The organism is Tychonema sp. LEGE 06208 (genome assembly GCF_015207505.1).
Lineage (GTDB): Bacteria > Cyanobacteriota > Cyanobacteriia > Cyanobacteriales > Microcoleaceae > Microcoleus.
Window position 1 is genome coordinate 1 of the sequence record NZ_JADEWT010000002.1, and the last position, 18,061, is coordinate 18,061.

At 47.1% G+C, this 18,061-nt stretch carries 17 protein-coding genes; 11 read left to right on the forward strand and 6 right to left on the reverse strand.

Annotation, left to right across the window (positions count from 1 at the left end):
• Positions 1–161: 161 nt before the first annotated feature.
• Complete coding sequence (locus tag IQ263_RS00805; protein WP_194065717.1) at positions 162–1,823, forward strand: DUF655 domain-containing protein; 1,662 nt, start codon at positions 162–164, stop codon at positions 1,821–1,823.
• A gap of 114 nt (positions 1,824–1,937) precedes the next feature.
• On the opposite strand, the gene cax is transcribed toward IQ263_RS00805, so the two are convergent.
• On the reverse strand, positions 1,938–3,035 hold the full coding sequence (gene cax / locus IQ263_RS00810) for a calcium/proton exchanger (RefSeq protein WP_194065806.1): 1,098 nt from the start codon (positions 3,033–3,035) through the stop codon (positions 1,938–1,940).
• Positions 3,036–3,229: 194 nt separating this feature from the next.
• On the opposite strand from cax, the gene IQ263_RS00815 reads away from it, so the two are divergent.
• Positions 3,230–4,000, forward strand: coding sequence for a Uma2 family endonuclease (locus tag IQ263_RS00815; RefSeq protein ID WP_194065718.1), 771 nt, complete (start codon positions 3,230–3,232; stop codon positions 3,998–4,000).
• Between the two features lie 278 nt (positions 4,001–4,278).
• Here the strand turns inward: IQ263_RS00815 and IQ263_RS00820 are convergent, their stop codons facing one another.
• From IQ263_RS00820 to IQ263_RS00830, 3 genes are read right to left on the reverse strand one after another with little or no spacing between them, the layout of a single operon-like run.
• A complete protein-coding gene (locus tag IQ263_RS00820) occupies positions 4,279–4,902 on the reverse strand; it encodes a DUF6391 domain-containing protein (protein ID WP_194065719.1) in 624 nt (207 codons plus the stop codon).
• A gap of 35 nt (positions 4,903–4,937) precedes the next feature.
• On the reverse strand, positions 4,938–5,720 hold the full coding sequence (locus IQ263_RS00825) for an MORN repeat-containing protein (protein WP_370588902.1): 783 nt from the start codon (positions 5,718–5,720) through the stop codon (positions 4,938–4,940).
• On the reverse strand, positions 5,717–7,132 hold the full coding sequence (locus tag IQ263_RS00830) for a hypothetical protein (RefSeq protein ID WP_194065720.1): 1,416 nt from the start codon (positions 7,130–7,132) through the stop codon (positions 5,717–5,719). The genes IQ263_RS00825 and IQ263_RS00830 overlap by 4 nt, the downstream gene beginning before the upstream one ends.
• Positions 7,133–7,356: 224 nt before the next feature.
• Between IQ263_RS00830 and IQ263_RS00835 the strand changes: the two genes are divergently transcribed.
• Positions 7,357–8,070 (forward strand): retropepsin-like aspartic protease family protein, encoded by a 714-nt coding sequence (locus IQ263_RS00835; RefSeq protein WP_228049702.1) that lies wholly within the window; start codon positions 7,357–7,359, stop codon positions 8,068–8,070.
• A 147-nt stretch (positions 8,071–8,217) separates the two neighbouring features.
• Here the strand turns inward: IQ263_RS00835 and IQ263_RS00840 are convergent, their stop codons facing one another.
• Positions 8,218–8,418 (reverse strand): hypothetical protein, encoded by a 201-nt coding sequence (locus IQ263_RS00840; protein ID WP_194065721.1) that lies wholly within the window; start codon positions 8,416–8,418, stop codon positions 8,218–8,220.
• 368 nt (positions 8,419–8,786) lie between these two features.
• Between IQ263_RS00840 and gpmI the strand changes: the two genes are divergently transcribed.
• The 5 genes from gpmI to IQ263_RS29105 all read left to right on the forward strand — a co-directional run bounded on the left by gpmI (position 8,787) and on the right by IQ263_RS29105 (position 12,722).
• On the forward strand, positions 8,787–10,385 hold the full coding sequence (gene gpmI / locus IQ263_RS00845; RefSeq protein ID WP_194065722.1) for a 2,3-bisphosphoglycerate-independent phosphoglycerate mutase: 1,599 nt from the start codon (positions 8,787–8,789) through the stop codon (positions 10,383–10,385).
• Positions 10,386–10,785: 400 nt separating this feature from the next.
• Positions 10,786–11,025: a preprotein translocase subunit SecG gene (secG, locus tag IQ263_RS00850; RefSeq protein WP_194065723.1), complete on the forward strand. Its 240-nt coding sequence runs from the start codon at positions 10,786–10,788 to the stop codon at positions 11,023–11,025.
• A gap of 103 nt (positions 11,026–11,128) precedes the next feature.
• Positions 11,129–11,860, forward strand: coding sequence for a peptidase (locus IQ263_RS00855; RefSeq protein WP_194065724.1), 732 nt, complete (start codon positions 11,129–11,131; stop codon positions 11,858–11,860).
• Between the two features lie 109 nt (positions 11,861–11,969).
• On the forward strand, positions 11,970–12,437 hold the full coding sequence (locus IQ263_RS00860; protein WP_194065725.1) for a bis(5'-nucleosyl)-tetraphosphatase: 468 nt from the start codon (positions 11,970–11,972) through the stop codon (positions 12,435–12,437).
• Positions 12,438–12,596: 159 nt separating this feature from the next.
• The gene (locus IQ263_RS29105) at positions 12,597–12,722 is read left to right on the forward strand and encodes a hypothetical protein (RefSeq protein WP_255515779.1); all 126 of its coding nucleotides are present in this window, start codon (positions 12,597–12,599) and stop codon (positions 12,720–12,722) included.
• Positions 12,723–12,735: 13 nt separating this feature from the next.
• On the opposite strand, the gene IQ263_RS00865 is transcribed toward IQ263_RS29105, so the two are convergent.
• Complete coding sequence (locus IQ263_RS00865; RefSeq protein WP_333294451.1) at positions 12,736–13,233, reverse strand: rhodanese-like domain-containing protein; 498 nt, start codon at positions 13,231–13,233, stop codon at positions 12,736–12,738.
• A gap of 564 nt (positions 13,234–13,797) precedes the next feature.
• Between IQ263_RS00865 and IQ263_RS00870 the strand changes: the two genes are divergently transcribed.
• Genes IQ263_RS00870 through IQ263_RS00880 form a run of 3 tightly spaced genes read left to right on the forward strand, consistent with a single transcriptional unit; the run spans position 13,798 to position 18,008 of the window.
• Positions 13,798–14,520, forward strand: coding sequence for a hypothetical protein (locus IQ263_RS00870; protein ID WP_194065726.1), 723 nt, complete (start codon positions 13,798–13,800; stop codon positions 14,518–14,520).
• A gap of 48 nt (positions 14,521–14,568) precedes the next feature.
• Complete coding sequence (locus IQ263_RS00875) at positions 14,569–16,548, forward strand: ATP-binding protein (RefSeq protein WP_194065727.1); 1,980 nt, start codon at positions 14,569–14,571, stop codon at positions 16,546–16,548.
• Between the two features lie 2 nt (positions 16,549–16,550).
• Positions 16,551–18,008: a DUF1802 family protein gene (locus tag IQ263_RS00880; RefSeq protein WP_194065728.1), complete on the forward strand. Its 1,458-nt coding sequence runs from the start codon at positions 16,551–16,553 to the stop codon at positions 18,006–18,008.
• Positions 18,009–18,061 lie beyond the last annotated feature (53 nt).

Consider the following 18,061-nt stretch of genomic DNA (forward strand, 5'->3'; position numbering starts at 1 on the left):
GAATTGTGGGTAAGCCTATAAGCTGTTGCTCATATAGATTGTGTATGGCGATGGAGGGGGAGAGGGGGAGAGGGGGAGAGGATTTGACGATTTTTTATGATCGTCAAAATATACAATGTTTATTTGCACAACATCTTAACCTCAATAATTTTTTAAATTTTGTGACTGTACTTTATGATAATTTACTCGGTTTGTGTTGTGCTGGACTGCTGGCGATCGCTCTGGCGGGTTGCGGACAAGCAAAGCAAAAGGTGCAGAATTTGCCTCCGAGTCTGCCTCCGCTGCCTCAAGACGCCTTGTTGCAAGTATACTTCAATCAGTCCCTCACTTCTAATTATACAGAGCCTTATCGCGCGCAAACTAGACCTGGGGATGATTTAGAAAAGTTGGTCGCCGAGGCAGTAGCCAGTGCTGGATCGACAGTAGATGTAGCGGTTCAAGAGTTTCGCTTGCCCGGTATTGCGCGACAAATGGCCGATCGCGCGCGATCGGGCATTAAAGTCAGATTAATAGTCGAACATCTGTATACACGCCCTTGGAGCGATTATACAACCCTAGAGTTAGCGAAATTACCCGAACGAGATCGCGATCGTTACAACGAATTCGTCCAACTTGCCGATACCAATAAAGACGGCAAATTAAGCCCCGAAGAAATCAAACAAAACGATGCTTTAGTAATTGTCAAAAATGCGGGAATTCCTGTCATTGACGATACTGCTGACGGCAGTAAAGGCAGCGGTTTGATGCACCACAAATTTGTAGTCATTGATAACAAAACAGTAATCGTAACTTCTGCTAATTTTACAACCAGCGATATCCACGGCGATTTCAAAACAGCAGCAAGTCGCGGCAATGCCAACAATTTATTAAAAATTGCCAGCCCTGAATTAGCAAAAATATTTACTCAAGAATTTAACATCATGTGGGGTGACGGGCCCGGAGGTAAACCGGACAGCAAATTTGGCATCAAAAAACCGTTTCGCTCTGTCCAAAAAGTAATAGTAGGAAATGCGACTGTTGCGGTGCAATTTTCGCCGACGAGTGCGACTTTGCCTTGGGAAAACAGCGTCAATAGTTTGATTAACAAAAAATTGGGCAGTGCGAAAAAGTCGGTGGATTTGGCACTGTTTGTATTTTCGGCTCAGCGGTTGTCAAATACTCTGGAAATTACCGCTAGGGGGGGTGTTGCGGTGCGAGCTTTGATTGACTCAAATTTCATTTATCGCCCTTACAGCGAAGGTTTAGACATGATGGGGGGGACTTTGATGCAAGATTGCCGCTGGGAAGCTGACAATCGCCCGTGGAGAAAGCCGCTGACTACGGTGGGGGTGCCGCTGTTACCAATGGGCGATCGCCTGCACCACAAGTTCGGCGTTATCGACGGAAATACGGTGCTTACAGGTTCTCACAACTGGAGTGAGGCTGCAAATCACGGGAATGATGAGACGCTGCTGGCGATCGAGAGTCCGATAGTTGCCGCCCATTTTGAGCGGGAGTTCGATCGGCTTTACAAAGGTGCAATCTTGGGAATTCCCCACCGCATCAAAAAGAAAATCGACGCTAAGAAACAAGAATGCGATTCACTACAAGCAGCCTCAAAATCTGCGAATGCTAAACCTCAAATTGCAGGAAAAAAGTTAGTTAATTTGAATGCAGCCACTAAACAAGAATTAGAAACCTTACCGGGAGTAGGCCCGAAGTTAGCGGAAAAAATTATTGCAGCGCGAGAAAAACAGCCTTTCGAGTCTTGGGAGGATGTCGAAAGGTTGCAGGGAGTCGGAAGAAAGACAGCGGACAAATGGCGCGATTTAGTCGCATTTTAAAAGGATTTAGTCGCATCTTCAAGATCGGACGACAATTATTGATTCAACCTGCGCCGGCAGGTTTTGTATAGGCGCGAATTATATTCGCCGTCCTATCTGCCAGCAATGATTGATTCAAGTAATGGGGTGAAAGTAAAATGCCGATGCTAACACAATATATGTTGCTAAAAGCAGCACTCCTTCCAGCCAATTAGAGCGCCCGTCGAGACTGATTAGATTAGCTATTGTTACCGCGATCGCAACTGCGACTACTTCAAACGGACTAAAGTTTAAATCCATCGGCTGATGAATCACTAATCCAATAATCACCAATATCGGCGCTACCAGCAAAGCCACTAGCAAACTCGAACCCATCGCGACAGAAACTGACAAATCCATATTGTTTTTCATCGCAACTCCCACCGCAGTTACATATTCGGCCGCGCCGCCCACAATCGGCAACAGAATAACTCCTGTAAACAGCGGTGTTAATCCCAATCCTTTGGTTGTTTCTTCGACAACGCCCACGAAAATTTCTGATTCAAAAGCAACGGCAACAGTTGAGGCAACTAACACCCCTACCCACAGCCACAAATTCGGTTTGTGCGCTGTAGGTTCATCGGTATTTTGAGGATTTTCTGACTCTAGTTCGACTAACCCAACATCGTAAAGATAGCTGTGAGTTTTTAAGGAAAATAGCAGAGTTAGGGCGTAAACTGCAATTAGGACGATCGCAGTTATTAACGAAAGATTCTGAATGGCTGCTGGTTCCACTCCGTTTGAGGTGTAAATCACCATCGCCGGCAGCAGAATTGCAATCACCGCTAAAGTCATTGTGGAACCGTTCACCCGCGCGATGACTGGCTTAAATTCTTGTTCTTTGTACTTTAGTCCTCCTAGCAGCATGGACAATCCCATAACTAATAGCAAGTTGCTGATAATTGTGCCGGTGATGCTGGCTTTTACAATGTCAATCAAGCCTGCTTTCAGGGCAACTATGGCAATAATTAATTCCGTAGCATTGCCGAAGACTGCATTTAATAAGCCGCCTATGGATGGCCCTGTGACGATCGCCACTTCTTCTGTTGCTGTGCTCAACCAAATCGCCAGAGGTATAATACCTAAAGCGGATGTGATAAAAACTGCCAGGGAACCCCAGTGCAAATACTCAGCGGCAATGGAAATGGGGATGAAAACTAACAGGACTATGGAAAGAATTTTTTTGATTGACATAGGAACTCGGATGGTGTAAAGAAGGGTGAGGTCGAGTTGTCGGGGCGATCGCAAAATTGATTTTACACTATTCAACTATTCTCTGACAATTCTGGTGGCGAGTGCGATCCATAATTGGGAATTTTTAACCGCAAATGCACGCAGATCGAGGCAGATTGAATATAATAGAGTTATATCGACATCGGTGAAAAGATATGTCTCAATCTGTAGTGCCAGTTGTTGAATCAAAGCAAATTGATACTTCACCCACCTTAACCTTTGAAGAATACCGATTTTATCAAACTGATTCCGATCTACAATATGAACTGTACAAAGGCAAATTAATTCCGATGCCAACCGCAACAGTTTTACATATCAAAATTTGCGAATATTTAGTTTACAAATTGCAGCGTTACCTAGCTGAACACAATCTTGAATTAGTAGCAAAAACAGGTTTAGGAGTAAGAACAGAAGAAGATACTTCTCGGATTCCTGATGTAGTTGTTTGCACTCAAAGTCTTTTGGAACAAGCTGCTGCTAGGCGTGGTGCAGGCATCCTCGATTTTGAGGAAAAGCCCCTGTTAGTTATAGAGGTAGTGAGTCAAAATCGGCGCGCCGATTACGTGATTAAACGAGCTGAGTACGAACTAGCTAACGTGCCCGAATATATCATTGTTGACCCTACACCTAACAAAGAATTGGTGCGAGTCTTAGCCTTTCCTGAAGGGGAAGACATCTATACCCAGACTGATTTTAGGGCGGAGCAACAAATGGTATCTGTAGTATTTCCCAATCTGACATTATCAGTGAATGAAATACTGTCTCCGCCATTAGTTGAAGGGTTGATTAAAGCAGAACAAGCTCGGTTCCACGAACTTGAGCAGCAAGCTGCGGTGGAGCGCCAACGGGCTGATGAGCATGGCCAACGGGCTGAAAGATTGGCGGCGAGGTTGCGAGAATTAGGAGTAGATCCCGATCGCATTTAGGAGCTTCGATGACCCAGAAGTTATGAGTTAATTGTTATTAGTTAGATTAAATCCGCGCTGCATCGGAATTATTCAGATATCTATTCTATTCATCTGCGTGAATCCGCGTCAATCGTTTGTCATCTACGGTGAAGAAATTCTCTTTTTTTGACCGCAGATACAGGCAGATTAACACAGATTAACGCAGATGAGTTAGATATATTCCGGTTGCACAGTCCTTGATTGTTGACACTTTTTTGCGTCCGTGACTGCGATCGATCGCGCTTGATACTGTGCAACTATTCAACCCAACGCACCCGCACAAAATGAGCTTCGCGTCCCCAGAAGTCATGACTTACAGTAATATCAACCACACTCAAATTAAACGGAATAGCAGTTGTGACGTAACGCTGAGCCAGAGAACCCGCGTCAGGAGCTAACTGAGCCGCAGCCGCAGCCGCAGCACCCAAACCTAAAAGTTGCAGGATGGGCCCTTTCGGCAGGGCTAAATTGATACCGACAGCAAGTCCAGCAGTCAGTAGCATTGCCACGGACAAATTGGTGCCGCAGCGGGGATGTACGGCTAAATCCCACTCTCCGCCAGCAATCCGGTGCAAAGCTTCGTCCACTGCGCGGCGCAACTGTGCGATGTCAACGTGACCGTAAAGATAAAATCCTTCGTCTGTGGACATCCCGCCCAATAACTGATTATCGGCTTTTGCTGCCGCCGCAGGGCCAGATTGACTGAGTACCCAAACGGTAGCGTGTTCTAAAGCATGAACTTGACGCACAGTCAAGATTTGCTTCAAACCGGGCACGAAATCGAGTTGACGCAACAAGTCAGCATCTTGAGTCGGCTGCGGGGCAAAGTCGAAAGGAAACTCGTTAGCGCGATCGGAAGCAGAAGCAGTATTTGTCGTCATTTCAAAACAGCTCCACTAATATCAGATATTAAATTTTAGGGTTGAACGCGCTTGCCTGCGCGAAACTCTCCTGAAAACCGTCTGCCTTTAGCATCTGTAATTACTCCTCTACCGTGAGGGAGTCCCTTACGCAGTTCGCCTTGGTAGCGAATGCCGTTTGGGAAACTGCAACTACCTTTGCCGTCTAGCTGTTCGTTAAAAAACTGACCGTCGCAGCGGGTGCCGTCAGTGCGGGTGAAGACTCCCCGACCAAACGGGTTTCCTGCGAAAAACTGTCCGGCGTAGCGATCGCCGTTAGCAAAGATAAATTGCCCTTGGCCGTGCGGCTGACTGCTAGCGGCCCCCCCGCCAATTTGTTCGACAATTTGAAATGTTCCCCGGTAGCGATCGCCATTGGCAAAAATAGCTTCTCCCCTAACGATCAGACCGTTGCGGAACTCTCCCACCATGCGGGCATCGCTGGCGAACAGAAACACGCCTTGACCGTTGGGCACGCCGTTACGAAACAGTCCTTCATAGCGATCGCCATTCGAGTAGACGTATATTCCTTGTCCCTGGGGTCTGCCGCTGACGAAATTTCCTTGATAATTGTCACCATTCGAGTAGTTGCACTTGACTTGACCGTTCGGGGGAGAGCCTTCGCAAACGGGAGGGCGGGTTTGGTCTGATGCTGGCTCCGCCAATGAGGGCTGAGTGCTGGCTACCAACGAGAGGTATCCTACCCCCGAACTAACCAACATCAGGATTCCAAGTTTTTGAATTGAGCGAAGCATCAATGTTCTCAATTTTCGTTCCAAGGATTGAGGTAAATTTTTCATTTCACAGAGTTCTGGGCAACTTGGGGAGATTTTTCTCCCACAATTTTGGACACCTCTACACCGTTTTCTTCTAAAACCACAACAGGCTCGATTCCAGATTTGAAATCAACTCGTTTGATCAGCACCTGCCCGCTGGCAATCCGCTGTCCTACTTTGATATATCGACTGGTTGGCTCGTTAGGTGCTTTCACAATTACCAGTATGTCATTACCAACTCTGACTACGCCACTAACTTCAACTCCTCTGGCATTGTCTGTCGAAGGCGGAGGCGGTGGGGGTGCTGGAGTCGGTGGGGGCGGTGGTGGGTTTGGGTCTTGCCAAGAGGGCGGTGGCGTTAATCCTGGCAACTGGGGCAGACCGGGCAGTTCTCTGGTAGCGATGTTAGGAATTGTGGGAGGGCTGGGCGGGCGAGCCGCGATCGCTGGCGATCGTCCCGGTGAGGCTCCCGGTCGTCCCGGTGAGGTTCCCGGTCGTCCCGGTGAGGCTCCCGGTCGTCCCGGTGAGGTTCCCGGTCGTCCGGTAGTGCCTGTTGGGAAGCCCGGTATAGATGGCAGTCCGGGTATAGATGAGGCGGGAACTCCTGCTATGTCTGGGGAGCCTGCCGGTCTAGTTCCGGGGCGTCCGGGGCCCGCTGGCTGCCGTCCGGTGCTACCTGTTGGGAAGCCCGGTATAGATGGCAGTCCGGGTATAGATGCCGGATCTCCTGCTATGCCTGGGGAGCCTGCCGGTCTGGCTCCGGGGCGTCCCGGTCTGGCTCCGGGGCGTCCGGGGGCTGCTTGGGGACGCGCTGAAATTGGCGGTCTCCATTGGGGTAAGGAGGTTAACGGCAGGTTGGGAACACTCGACACCTGTACGGGGGTTTGAGATTGGGGAAGTTGGGCAATTTCACCGCCGCCCGGTGTGCTATTGCGCTGTGCTGGTGTCCACTGAGGCGGATTTCTCTCGTCTGGCAGCTTGGGCAGACTTGGCACTTGTCTGGCTGGCAGGGTTGGAAGTTCGTTGCCGCCCACGCCACCGTCTATTTTGAGCGGTTGAGGAGGAAGGACTGAGAATGGGTCGTTTCCTAAGCCCGGGATTGTGGTCTGTGGAATTCCCGTCCCGTTTACAATAGCTCCAGATGCTGTCTTTTTGCCTTGGATGTCTGCTTGAGCTTGTCTGGCCCGTTCGTCGGGGTTTGTAGATCGGATCAAGCCGGGGGGCTGGGCCGCGACTACGGGAGAAGGAAATGTCTGAGCTCCAGGACTGGGACTGGCGGAGGCGCCGGGAGTTCCGGGAGCGTTGGTGGCCGGTGACGGAGATGCTGCACCGGGAGTGGGAGTTGGACTGGGAGTGTTGCCGCCGCCGTCGCCGCCGCATCCTGCAGTCCAGAAAGCCAACATTCCTATAGTTGCAAAATATAAAAGTTTACGCATTGCCGATCGCCCTAAACGCCTGACTTTTAAGTGATCCAAATGACTAGCGACTTTGCTGCCATTTGCGGTTTTAAGTTTACCTGTGTTTGATGGTATGCGATCGCTTTTAAATTGCCAAGTTTTCCCGACGATCTGATGTTGCAGCGGGCGCTAGGTTTTCGGGAGCGGGTTAGGATATCAATGGCGGTCTTCTTTCGACATACTTAAATTACTAAAGGCATTTTATGGTGGCAAAAGTTTTTTCCAAGGGGATTTGGCGATCGGGCATTGTTTCTGCTGCTGTTTTGACCGCAGTTGGCTTAGTAGGAGGTGGCGAACTGCATTCTCCTTCACATCCGGCGGCATTTTCAACAAAACTTGAGAAACCGGGTTTATTGATGAAAAACCTAGAAGATCGGGCGCTCCCGCAGCGTGAAACCAATGCGATCGCATTGGTGTCGGATCGGAGTTACCAGCAGCTCGATCGCACTTTCACACCAGGCTCGATCGCCACAACTGGCAATGTGTACTCTCAGTTTCGCCGAGGCCCGTCAAATCGCGTCCAACCGCCGGCATCTCCATCTGCCAATCCAAAGGTATTTCAAGCTAAAATCAAGCGCCGCGATGGTGGAACGCCGGTGATTGACGTGGTATTTAACGGTGACAAGACTTTTGAGATGATTGTCGATACGGGGGCCAGTGGCACTTTGATTACTCAGCGGATGGCTGCTGTACTGGGAGTGAGGCCGGTACGCACCGTCAGGGCGGGGATCGCTGACGGTAGCGTTGTCGAGTTTCCGATCGGCTTAGTGCGATCGATTCGGGTTGGAGGTGCTGCGCTCCAAAATGTCGAAGTGGCGATCGCCAAACAAATGCCAATTGGTCTACTCGGTCACGATTTCTTTGGCAATTACGATGTGAAAATTAAAAAAGATGTTGTAGAATTTTATGTCCGCTGAGAGCGAGCCGATGCGGAAACCGATAGTCGATCGACTCCTGTAAAATTATTCGCAGCCCCCTCAAAGCTGTTTTATAGCAATTAGATTGAGGTATCGATCGATCAATTCCCCAATCCATCAATCTAAAATCTAAAATAGACGGGCTTCTCATTTTGTTGATATACCGGTTCTCAAGCGTGGTGAGGATAGCCCAATTCCCAATCCCTCCGCTTCGCGCTCGCCCAATCCCTCCGCTTCGCGCTCGCCCTGCGCGGGCCAATCCCTCCGCTTCGCTCCGCCCAATTCCCAACTCCCTGCGCGGGCCAATTCCCAATGCCCTGCGCGGGCCGATGCCCGATAGTACCTCATCGCTAGAACCCCTATAAAAGCTATATTTATTTCTTGAGGCAGTAGTCAAACGCCGCCAAGTGTGGTACTTTATTGAGTGTTTGCAGAGCCGTAGACCGTTGAACTATTTCTGAAAATCCGGTCGCAAAAGCACGGCGGCTGTTGGTGAGATCGGTAACAGTCTCAGACTTTGGATTCAAAATTGTTCCACGCAAGACAATTCGCCAATCAGGTCGAAATCAGTTCCCAAAATGCTGCATCTGAGGGAATTTAGGTTGGCTTTGTTGGGCCAAAGCGTAGAAAGTATGTAAACTGATTTGCGGAAGATGTTCCCCAAACTCGGAACTCATGACGATCGAGAAATTAGTTATTGTAAATAAGGTATTCGCATGGCACAAACGTCTGTATCTCCTGTAGTGCTGATTATTCTCGATGGCTGGGGTTATCGCGAACAAAAAGACGGAAATGCGATCGCCGCGGCGAACACGCCCGTAATGGACAGTCTCTGGGCCGCTTATCCCAGAACTCTGATTAGAACATCGGGCCGCGCAGTAGGGCTTCCTGACGGGCAAATGGGCAACTCCGAAGTCGGTCACTTGAATCTGGGCGCGGGCCGCGTGGTTCCTCAAGAGTTGGTGCGGATCTCGGATGCTGTCGAAGATGGTTCTTTGCTAGACAACCGCGCCCTACTTAAACTTTGCTCCGAAGTCCGCAGTCGGGGCGGCAAATTGCACCTGACTGGTCTTTGTTCCGAGGGCGGGGTTCACTCGCACCTGAGTCACATTTTGGGTTTGCTAAAGCTAGCAAAGGCCCAGGGAATTTCTGAAGTTTGCATTCACGCCATTACTGACGGCCGGGATACTACTCCGAAAGAGGGCGTGGAAGCTCTCGGCAAGATTCAAGGTTATATCGAACAGGTGGGAATTGGTCGGATTGCTACCATCAGCGGCCGCTATTACGCGATGGACAGGGACAAACGCTGGGATCGGGTGCAGCGTGCCTATGAGGTGATGACGATTGAGGGCGCGCCTGATGGTCGATCGGCAGTTGATGTGTTGCAAGCATCCTATGCGGTCGGATTGACCGACGAGTTTGCACTTCCGACTCGGATTGCTCCGGGCGCGGTGGCATCCGGCGATGGGATGATTTTTTTCAATTTTCGCCCGGACAGGGCTAGAGAATTGACTCAGGCCTTTGTAGCGCCGGATTTTAAGGGGTTTGAACGGCATTTAATTGAGCCGCTCAGTTTTGCGACTTTTACTCAGTACGACCCGAAGTTGTCGGTGTTGGTGGCTTTTGAACCGCAGAATTTGGACAATATTCTGGGCGAGGTGATTTCTCGTCACGGTTTGCGGCAGTTGCGGATGGCGGAAACTGAAAAGTACGCTCACGTAACTTATTTTTTTAATGGGGGTCTGGAAGAGCCTTTTCCGGGGGAAGACCGCGAGTTGGTGCAGAGCCCGATGGTGGCGACTTACGATACGGCACCGGAGATGTCGGCGGCCCTGGTGACTGATGTGGCGCTGGCTGCTTTGTCTAAGCGGATTTATTCGTTTGTGGTGCTTAACTACGCTAACCCGGATATGGTTGGTCATACGGGGATGATGGGTGCGACGATAATTGCGATCGAAACTGTGGATAAATGTTTGGGGCGGCTGTTGACTGGCATTAATAAGGCTGGGGGTACGGCAATTATTATTGCTGACCACGGCAATGCTGAGTTGATGTTCGATGAGAATGGCAATCCTTGGACGGCTCACACTACTAACCCCGTGCCGTTTATTCTGGTAGAAGGCGAAGGTGTGCAAATTCCGGCTCACGGCACTGATGTTCCTCTGAGGGAGGACGGTTGTTTGGCTGATATTGCGCCGACTATTCTGGATCTGTTGAGGTTGCCTCAGCCGCCGGAAATGACCGGACGTTCTATGATTGAACCGGCTGATTTTGAAGTTCGCGCCAATCGCACTCCGGTGCGGGTGCGACTGTAGCAGGTGTCAGGTTAAGGCTGAAAACCCTTGATAAGTCTGGTTTGTAGCCAAGGCCCGCTCCCCCTCGCATCCCCCGGATAGTCGGGGGACTTTGAGAAGAATCCTGTCCCCCCCCTTCTTAAGCTACGGTGTACACACATCTCTGTGTAGAACCAAAATCCTCGGAGATCCCCCTAAATCCTCCTTAGGTCGGGGGACTTTGAGAAGAATCCTGTCCCCCCCTTATTAAGCTATGCTAGGGGGATCGGGCTTCGGGTAAAAGCGAGATTTCTCAAGGTTTTCAGGGTTAAATTGGCACGATGAAAGGCAGTGCCGTGTCTAACCGAGGTTGTGCGCGATCGACCGAATTTGATATCATAATAAATTACTGATTACTAATTACCAATTACCCCCCCCGATTATGAATATTGTTTCTCTGTTACAAATGATCTGGTCTTTGTCTGCTCTAGGACTTGTGGTTTTGGTGTTGCTGCACAGCCCTAAAGGCGATGGTATTGGAGGGATTGGCGGACAAGCTCAATTGTTTACTAGCGCTAAGAGTGCGGAAACGACTCTGAATCGCATTACTTGGGGTTTGTGTATTGTTTTTATGGGTTTGACTGTAATCTTGAGTGCTGGTTGGTTGACTCCTGCGTCGTAAGATGAGGATTTTTAACCGCAAATAAACGCAGATTGACGCAGATATAAATGTGAGATAGTTTGCATTAATCTGCGTTTATTTGTGTTTATCTCCGGGCGGAACAATGCGGTTGTGGAAAGTTAGGATCAAAAATCGATTGCGGGCTGGTTTGGGATTGGCTTTATGTTGTTTTAGCCTGATAATTTTTAGTCAGGTTAATACTCCTGCTGCTAGTGTTTCTATTCTGGAGAATAGTTGGCCTGCTCCACAGGTTCACCCTTTGCCGCCAATGCTGGAAAATTGGCAGGATTCAACAAATAGCGGTGATTATTTCGATCGGGTTAAGCCACCGAATGTTGGTCATTTGCTGTGGTCGAAGTTCCCGATTCAGGTTTATGTTGAGCGTCCCGCTGATGCTAATAAGTCTGAAGAATGGATGAGCGCTGTGTTGGATGTTGTGCGGGAATGGGGCGTTTATTTACCTTTGGAGGTGGTGGATAGTTCGGAGGTAGCTGATATTACAATTTTACGTCGGGCTCCGCCTTTGCGTCAAGGGGTTTTGCGATCGCGCTCTGGGGAATCTACCTATAAATTGTACACCCGTCAAGATGGTGATAAAACTGTTTTATCTCACCGATTTTCGGTTTATTTGAATCCCAATCAAGTGGGTAAGTATGTTGCGGCGACGGCGCGACACGAGTTGGGCCACGCCTTGGGAATTTGGGGCCACAGTTCGATGGAGACTGATGTGCTTTATTTTTCTCAGGTACGCAATCCTCCGCCTATTTCTGCGAGGGATGTTAATACTTTGAAGCGGGTTTATCAGCAGCCAACTCGGTTGGGGTGGGAATTGTAGTTTAAACCACAAATTCCCGGCTCTTGGAAATCGCGTCTACACAAACGAAGTCCACCTGCGTGGACTAAGAGAAGATTCCGATTAGTTATTCATAGCAAAGAGAAGAAAGATGAAAGATGAAGCTTTTGGAATTGTGCCAGTTTTTGCGACAGAAACTGATAGTTTGTTTTTGTTGATTCAACATCAAGCCGGACATTGGGCGTTTCCTAAAGGTCACGCAAATCCGGGGGAATCAGCGCTAGAAACTGCGAAGCGGGAGTTTGAGGAGGAAACTGGCATCCGCGATTGTGAAGTGCTGGAGGAGCCTAGTTTTGTGGAACGTTATTCCTTTGTTAAGGAAGGGAAGCCTAGTTCTGTGCAACATTATTCCTCTGCGAAGGAAGGAGAATCAATTGAAAAAACTGTTACTTACTTTTTGGCTTTTGTAAGTTCAATGGAAGTTCAGTTGCAAGTAGAGGAAGTTCAAAATTCGGCCTGGAGTTCCTTTGAGGATGCAGTTAAGCTGATTACTTTTGATGGGAATCGGCAGATTTTGAGGGAAGTTAAAGCATTTTTGGACGATAAAAAAAATAGTTAATATCAAATCCGGTTATCTAAGCATAATTAAGTTTACAGTCAGGACTTTAGTTCTCTTTTAAAACTTTAATTCGCTAAGGGCTGAAGTCCTGAATGCAAACAAATTGTTCTGTTAGATACCCGACTTCTTGAAGAAGTCGGGTATCTATAGCAATCCTAAATGATTGTCTGTAGGGACACGGCATTGCCGTCTCCCGGACACGGCACTGCCGTGTCCCTACAGATGGATTTTGGGGAAATCACATTTATGTTCGCCGCACGTGATAATGATTTAGGATTGCTATAGGTATTATGTGAGATTATTTGTGGGTTTTCTGGGTTTTGGCGTGATGTTCTAGGCGAGCGAAAACGTTGTAGGCATCGGGCCCTGGATTGCCGTGTTCGACTGCGCCGTCGATGGGGCCGTCGATGGCTTTCCAAGCTGGAATTCCGCCTTTTAGTTCGGCTACTTTTCTAAAGCCGGCGGCGCGGAGAAGATTGGCGGCTTCTGCTGTTTGTGCGTCGGTTTCGCCGTAGATGTAGATGTCGCGAACGGTTTCTAGACTAGATTTTGCGCGCTCTACTAATTCGTCAATTGGCATCGGTACTGCGCCGGTAATGCGACTTTTGTTGAAGCTTTCAAAATCGCGCGCGTCGATGATTGTGAGTCCTGGTTCGCCCCAATCTAAACGGGCTTTGAGGTCGTGGCTGGATACTTGGGCTCTTAAAGCGGGAGGGGTGGAAGTAAGGTCGGGAAGTTTTTCTTTGATGTCGGCAATTTGGTCGGGAATAGTTTTCATAGGAAAAGAATTGTTCACTGTTTTGATTGCAATTGCAATGTAACGAGATGTGTAAGTTGAATGCGTCTTTCTAAAGGCATAATCGGGTATTTAACTAAAGTCGCAGTTGAGTTGAATTGTTGGTGGTTGACTGCTGTTGGGAACGCTATATTTGTTGAGTTTGTTAACCTGTTCCGGCCCGGCTGCGGATTGTTTTGATTGAAAAGTGCGATTTTATACCAGTTGTTTAAAACTATGCTAAAAAAGAAATTTTGTGTTTTTTTACTTTGTTGTTGAGGTGCGGATCTACTCGAAAAGTCGATGGACTGTGGGGATTTATTGCGGTATCCGCAGCCTGGGAATTCTCTGGTATGAATTTTGAAAATTGGTATTGTTTGCAGCGGATGTTTTGAAGTGCGATCGCCCTTTTGGTTGAGCATTGTATCAAATGATGACACTTTGGTCAATCCTAATTATTTTAAAATGAAAATTGCTGGATGCTGTGGGCGGTATGGTGCGCTATTTTGCTGAACAATTGAGATGTTTTTCTGCAAAATTTCTGGTAAGATTTGATACTAACAATAGGTATTTAAAGGTATGGATATGTCTGAAAACAGTGAAATTGCGGTGTCTAAAACTTTGACACCGGAACAGCAGGCGGTTTGGGATGCAAAGGCGAAGGTTCGGGTGCTGCTGAATTTGTGGGATTTGGGCGGTGGGAAGATGCAGGTTAAAAAGGGGGAGTTGACTAAGCGGATTGTTCGCACTAATGAGACGAGTCAGAGATATCTGGGAGTGCTCGGTGAGTTGCAAGAAGCTGGGGCGATCGAGTATTCGCTGGTAAATCGGGTGACGCTGGTGGAGTTGAGTGCGAAGGGGAAACAAGTTTTGGCGGATGGCTTGAAAAGTCCCGATTCTCTGTTTGAGTTTGATGGTTCTCAAATCGGTACTCGGCTGGGAAATGCTTTGTTGAAGTGGATTCGGCATCAGGATGGTGCGGCGGGTGTTGGGGTTGAGGCGGGGAAAGGGGATGTAGGGGCGATCGCATCCTATGAAGATTTTAAGGTTGTGGCGATCGATGTGTATGACACCTTGAACCGGGATTATAACTTAGACGATTTAGTGCCGATTTATCGGATGCGGCGGGCGATGGGAGAAAGGATTGGGCGATCGCAATTCAACGAGTGGCTGTTGGAAATGCAGGCTAATGATGTTTTCCAGCTAATGGCAGGAGAAACGCAAGACATCACCCCAGATAAACGTGAAGACTCAATCACCATTCCTGGTGGTGCATTGCGTTACTACGCCAAGCGTTTGAATTCATAAAATTGCCCTCAATCTTTTTGTGTTTCGTTAACCTCACACCCGATAACCATGAACAATATACCAGTTTCCCCAATAGAAACCCTGAATGCTGCAATCCAAAATCACAATCCATTTAGCAAAGCTGGCATTGTCAAAGAACAAGATATTTGGGGAAAAGGGTTCCCCGATATTCCCACTCTAAATGCTCACGCTTCCGATGCCATTTTTCAGGCTGTTGAAAAAGTACAGACAAGTCAATCCAGCCAAGAAAAGGTGACTTCACTGGTATTAACTGCTCAACAGGGAGTGGGAAAAAGCCACATTTTAAGTCGCACTCGCCACAGACTAGAAAGCAATGGTGGTGCTTTGTTCGTTTATGCCAGTGTTAATAATTACACTGACTTAAATTTGATAAAATACCAATTTCAGCAAACTTTAGCTAACAGTTTGAGTCACACAGGCAGCCAAAGCGTCATGCAATGGCAGGAAATAGCGGCAGCAATGGCAAACGAAGGTTTCAAAGCTATCAATTCTGCTTCACAGAATCTTTCTCCTCAAGAACTGATAGACCGATTTGACAGAGTATGTGCTAGTTGGGCAACTAAAAATAAGAATTTCATGAACACCCTGACTAAGCAAGTTCTCAAAACAAAATCAAAGGCAGATCCTTATATTGTTCGAGCTGTTTTGTGGACTTTATCAGAATCTGAAACACCTTTTGCTATCAAATGGTTATCTGGTGAAGAGTTAGATAAATCTAAAGCTGAGGAATTAGGATTGCCGGCTAATTCCGGCAAGACTAATCAGGACAGAGAAGCAGAATCTCTGAATAATGTCCAGCAAATTTTAAACTTGGTGAGTTACTACAGTCCTGTAATCATTTGTTTTGATGAAATAGATGTCAATACAAGTTGTAGAGATGATGGCTTGACAACACCGCAGGTAATTGCGGATTTAGTTAAGCGTTTGTATGATACTCTCGAACACTCCGATCTCGGTCAAGGTTTGGTTATTATCACAGTGATGATGCCCTATACATGGACAGACACAGTTAACGTAATGTCTGGCGGTATACCGGATCGAGTTTCAACATATACGCAGCGAAAACCAATCGATTTAAAATACTTAAATGGTGACTCTCTAGTTGATTTAGTCGGACTATGGTTGCAAGATTTTTATCAGGTCAGAAATTTAAATCCTCCTCATCCGGTCTACCCATTTGAGGAAACTCAACTGAGAGAACATGGTAGAGGTAAGCCAACTGTACGCGAAGCTTTGAACTGGTGTGCAGAGAATTTTCAAGTTTTCATGCCTCCAATGCCTGAACTTCCAGAAGATCCTATTGAGCGGTTTGAGTTTGCTTTAACCAAAGAACTTGAGGCAGACATTAGAGAGGAGATGGAGGATAATTCCACAATTGCTCAGGCTATTTACTTTGGCTTTGAAACCTTGAAAGGTCAGACAATTGACAAGGTAACAGTTGATGACATTACTGCTGAGATTAAACCAAAGGCAAAAAATGCGGGTTGGATCGGATTCAAGATAATTGGCACTGAAAACGGAAAAGCTATCAAGATTGGTGTGGCAATTATCCAAACTTCTCAATCTGAATTAGTTGCTGCATTAAAGCGCTTAATTGATTATCAGACCTTTGATTTGACGCGCGGTTGTTTAGTACGTTCCCAATCCAAAATAGAAAATATCAAGAAAACTTCTAAAGCCTACAAGCTACTAGAGGAACTCGTATCAGTAGAAAAAGGCGGTGAGATCGTGTATTTGGTTGAAGAGCAAATAAAACCGCTGATGGCTCTCCGTGCTGTTTGTAAAAAATGCCGAGATTATAATTTAACAGAAGACCAGGTTTTTGAGTTCATATCTCAGAAGCACCTCACTTTTGAGAATCCTTTACTGCGGGAAATTTTGAGCGATCCCTCCGGTGAAATGCCTGTCGTTGACGATGAAGATGAAAGCCTACTTTTAGAAGACATTTTCAACCCTCCCAGTAGTGATGATACAGATGATGGGGATCTAAGTGACCTATTTAGTTAACCATGAGCAAATCAATTTTGCTTCAAACAGCTCTGGCTTTACCAAATCCAGATATTGAAGCTTTAATCCAAGGACGAATGATTGCAGCTATGCCTCGGATGTTTCTGAATCCGGGGCGGACATTTGCTTTGTATCCAACCGATAATTCTAATATGCCCTTGATGAAACCTAAGCAAATGAGCTTGTTTTCAGAGTCAGGGCAATTAGAACTCCCCCTGGTAGTTTTAGATAAAGTTTCGATCAAAGCTTGGGCTAGGTGCGAATTGTGCCAAATGGTGAACGATGGTGAATCGTTAGAGGCTTTGTCGCGGTTAACAGTCTGGAAAACAGAGGCATTACAGCAAATTCTCCAGCAGCGTCCTTTTATTTTTGTAGCTTACCTGCGGGTTTATCTGCTGCCTCAGCCGCTGGAAATGCCAGTGCATCCCAGCGGCAATTTTGTATCTTTGCCAAAATCCCTAAATGTTACTGATTCAACGCCAGTGTTGAGCGAGTCTATCTTTGCCAAACGCCGTCAACAACTGGAAAAACTAGAGCCTCCTGAACATCCAGAATTGGAAGAGTTGCAAAGTGCATTAGTGCATTTATCCACCACCAACCCAAAAGCCAAACAACTAGACGCAGAAATCAAAATATTTCTAGGTTGGAGTAGCGACAAGCCTGTAAAACCAATCAAACCGGATTTAGCTTGGATAAATACCATAGCAGCTTTGGGAAATCGCACCAAAGAACTAGATACAAATAAAAGCAACTATCAAGCAGGAACAGACTTTGAAATTGTAGTGCGCGATAGCCTTGAGTTTTTGGGATTTACCATAGATTATGCTCACAAAGGTGGTGCTGGTGGCTTAGATTTATTATGCTCCAAACCTTACCCCTTAGTTGGCGAGTGCAAAGCCGGTAAAAAAATCCCTAACGATACAGCAGTTCAATTGCTGAATTTAGGAACGCTACGGCTCAAAGATAAAGAAATACTCGCAAAAGCAACTAAGTTGATTATTGGCCCTGGCGTTCCAACTACTCAACTTATGGATGCAGCAAAAGTACACGGTATGGCAATTATGAACCCTGAGACGCTTGAAAAACTGGTTAAACTTCAAAGCAACTATCCTAACTCCGTGGACTTATTTAAACTGAAAGAATACTTAAAACCGGGACAATCTGATGATGAAGTTGCTAAATATATTGAGCAAGTTGAACAAGAAATTAAAGTGCGATCGCACGTTCTTTCTATTCTGAAAAAGTATCACGAAATTTCTGGTTCTGAACGAGCAAGTGTCGATGCTCTTAGCGGTGCGTATTCTATGTCTAACCCACCCAAGAAGTTGTCCCGCGAAGAGTTGCACGAAATGTTAGTAGAACTTTCTTCTCCGCTGACAGGTTATGCAGGACGAATTAAAGGCGAGAGTTTAGGGCGCGATCGCTTTTATTTCCTGCGCGATTTGCAATTAGATGATTGAGACTAAAAAAGAGCGATTCCCTACCCTACGGGGAACGGGAACTCCTTCGGAGA

What these genes read in the sequence shown, in the direction of transcription:
- cax (WP_194065806.1), bottom strand. Translation starts at nt 3,035, where the DNA reads ATGTCAATCAAAAAAATTCTTTCCATAGTCCTGTTAGTTTTCATCCCC.
- IQ263_RS00815 (WP_194065718.1), top strand. Translation starts at nt 3,230, where the DNA reads ATGTCTCAATCTGTAGTGCCAGTTGTTGAATCAAAGCAAATTGATACT.
- IQ263_RS00820 (WP_194065719.1), bottom strand. Translation starts at nt 4,902, where the DNA reads ATGACGACAAATACTGCTTCTGCTTCCGATCGCGCTAACGAGTTTCCT.
- IQ263_RS00825 (WP_370588902.1), bottom strand. Translation starts at nt 5,720, where the DNA reads ATGAAAAATTTACCTCAATCCTTGGAACGAAAATTGAGAACATTGATG.
- IQ263_RS00830 (WP_194065720.1), bottom strand. Translation starts at nt 7,132, where the DNA reads ATGCGTAAACTTTTATATTTTGCAACTATAGGAATGTTGGCTTTCTGG.
- IQ263_RS00835 (WP_228049702.1), top strand. Translation starts at nt 7,357, where the DNA reads ATGGTGGCAAAAGTTTTTTCCAAGGGGATTTGGCGATCGGGCATTGTT.
- IQ263_RS00840 (WP_194065721.1), bottom strand. Translation starts at nt 8,418, where the DNA reads ATGAGGTACTATCGGGCATCGGCCCGCGCAGGGCATTGGGAATTGGCC.
- gpmI (WP_194065722.1), top strand. Translation starts at nt 8,787, where the DNA reads ATGGCACAAACGTCTGTATCTCCTGTAGTGCTGATTATTCTCGATGGC.
- secG (WP_194065723.1), top strand. Translation starts at nt 10,786, where the DNA reads ATGAATATTGTTTCTCTGTTACAAATGATCTGGTCTTTGTCTGCTCTA.
- IQ263_RS00855 (WP_194065724.1), top strand. Translation starts at nt 11,129, where the DNA reads ATGCGGTTGTGGAAAGTTAGGATCAAAAATCGATTGCGGGCTGGTTTG.
- IQ263_RS00860 (WP_194065725.1), top strand. Translation starts at nt 11,970, where the DNA reads ATGAAAGATGAAGCTTTTGGAATTGTGCCAGTTTTTGCGACAGAAACT.
- IQ263_RS29105 (WP_255515779.1), top strand. Translation starts at nt 12,597, where the DNA reads ATGATTGTCTGTAGGGACACGGCATTGCCGTCTCCCGGACACGGCACT.
- IQ263_RS00870 (WP_194065726.1), top strand. Translation starts at nt 13,798, where the DNA reads ATGTCTGAAAACAGTGAAATTGCGGTGTCTAAAACTTTGACACCGGAA.
- IQ263_RS00875 (WP_194065727.1), top strand. Translation starts at nt 14,569, where the DNA reads ATGAACAATATACCAGTTTCCCCAATAGAAACCCTGAATGCTGCAATC.
- IQ263_RS00880 (WP_194065728.1), top strand. Translation starts at nt 16,551, where the DNA reads ATGAGCAAATCAATTTTGCTTCAAACAGCTCTGGCTTTACCAAATCCA.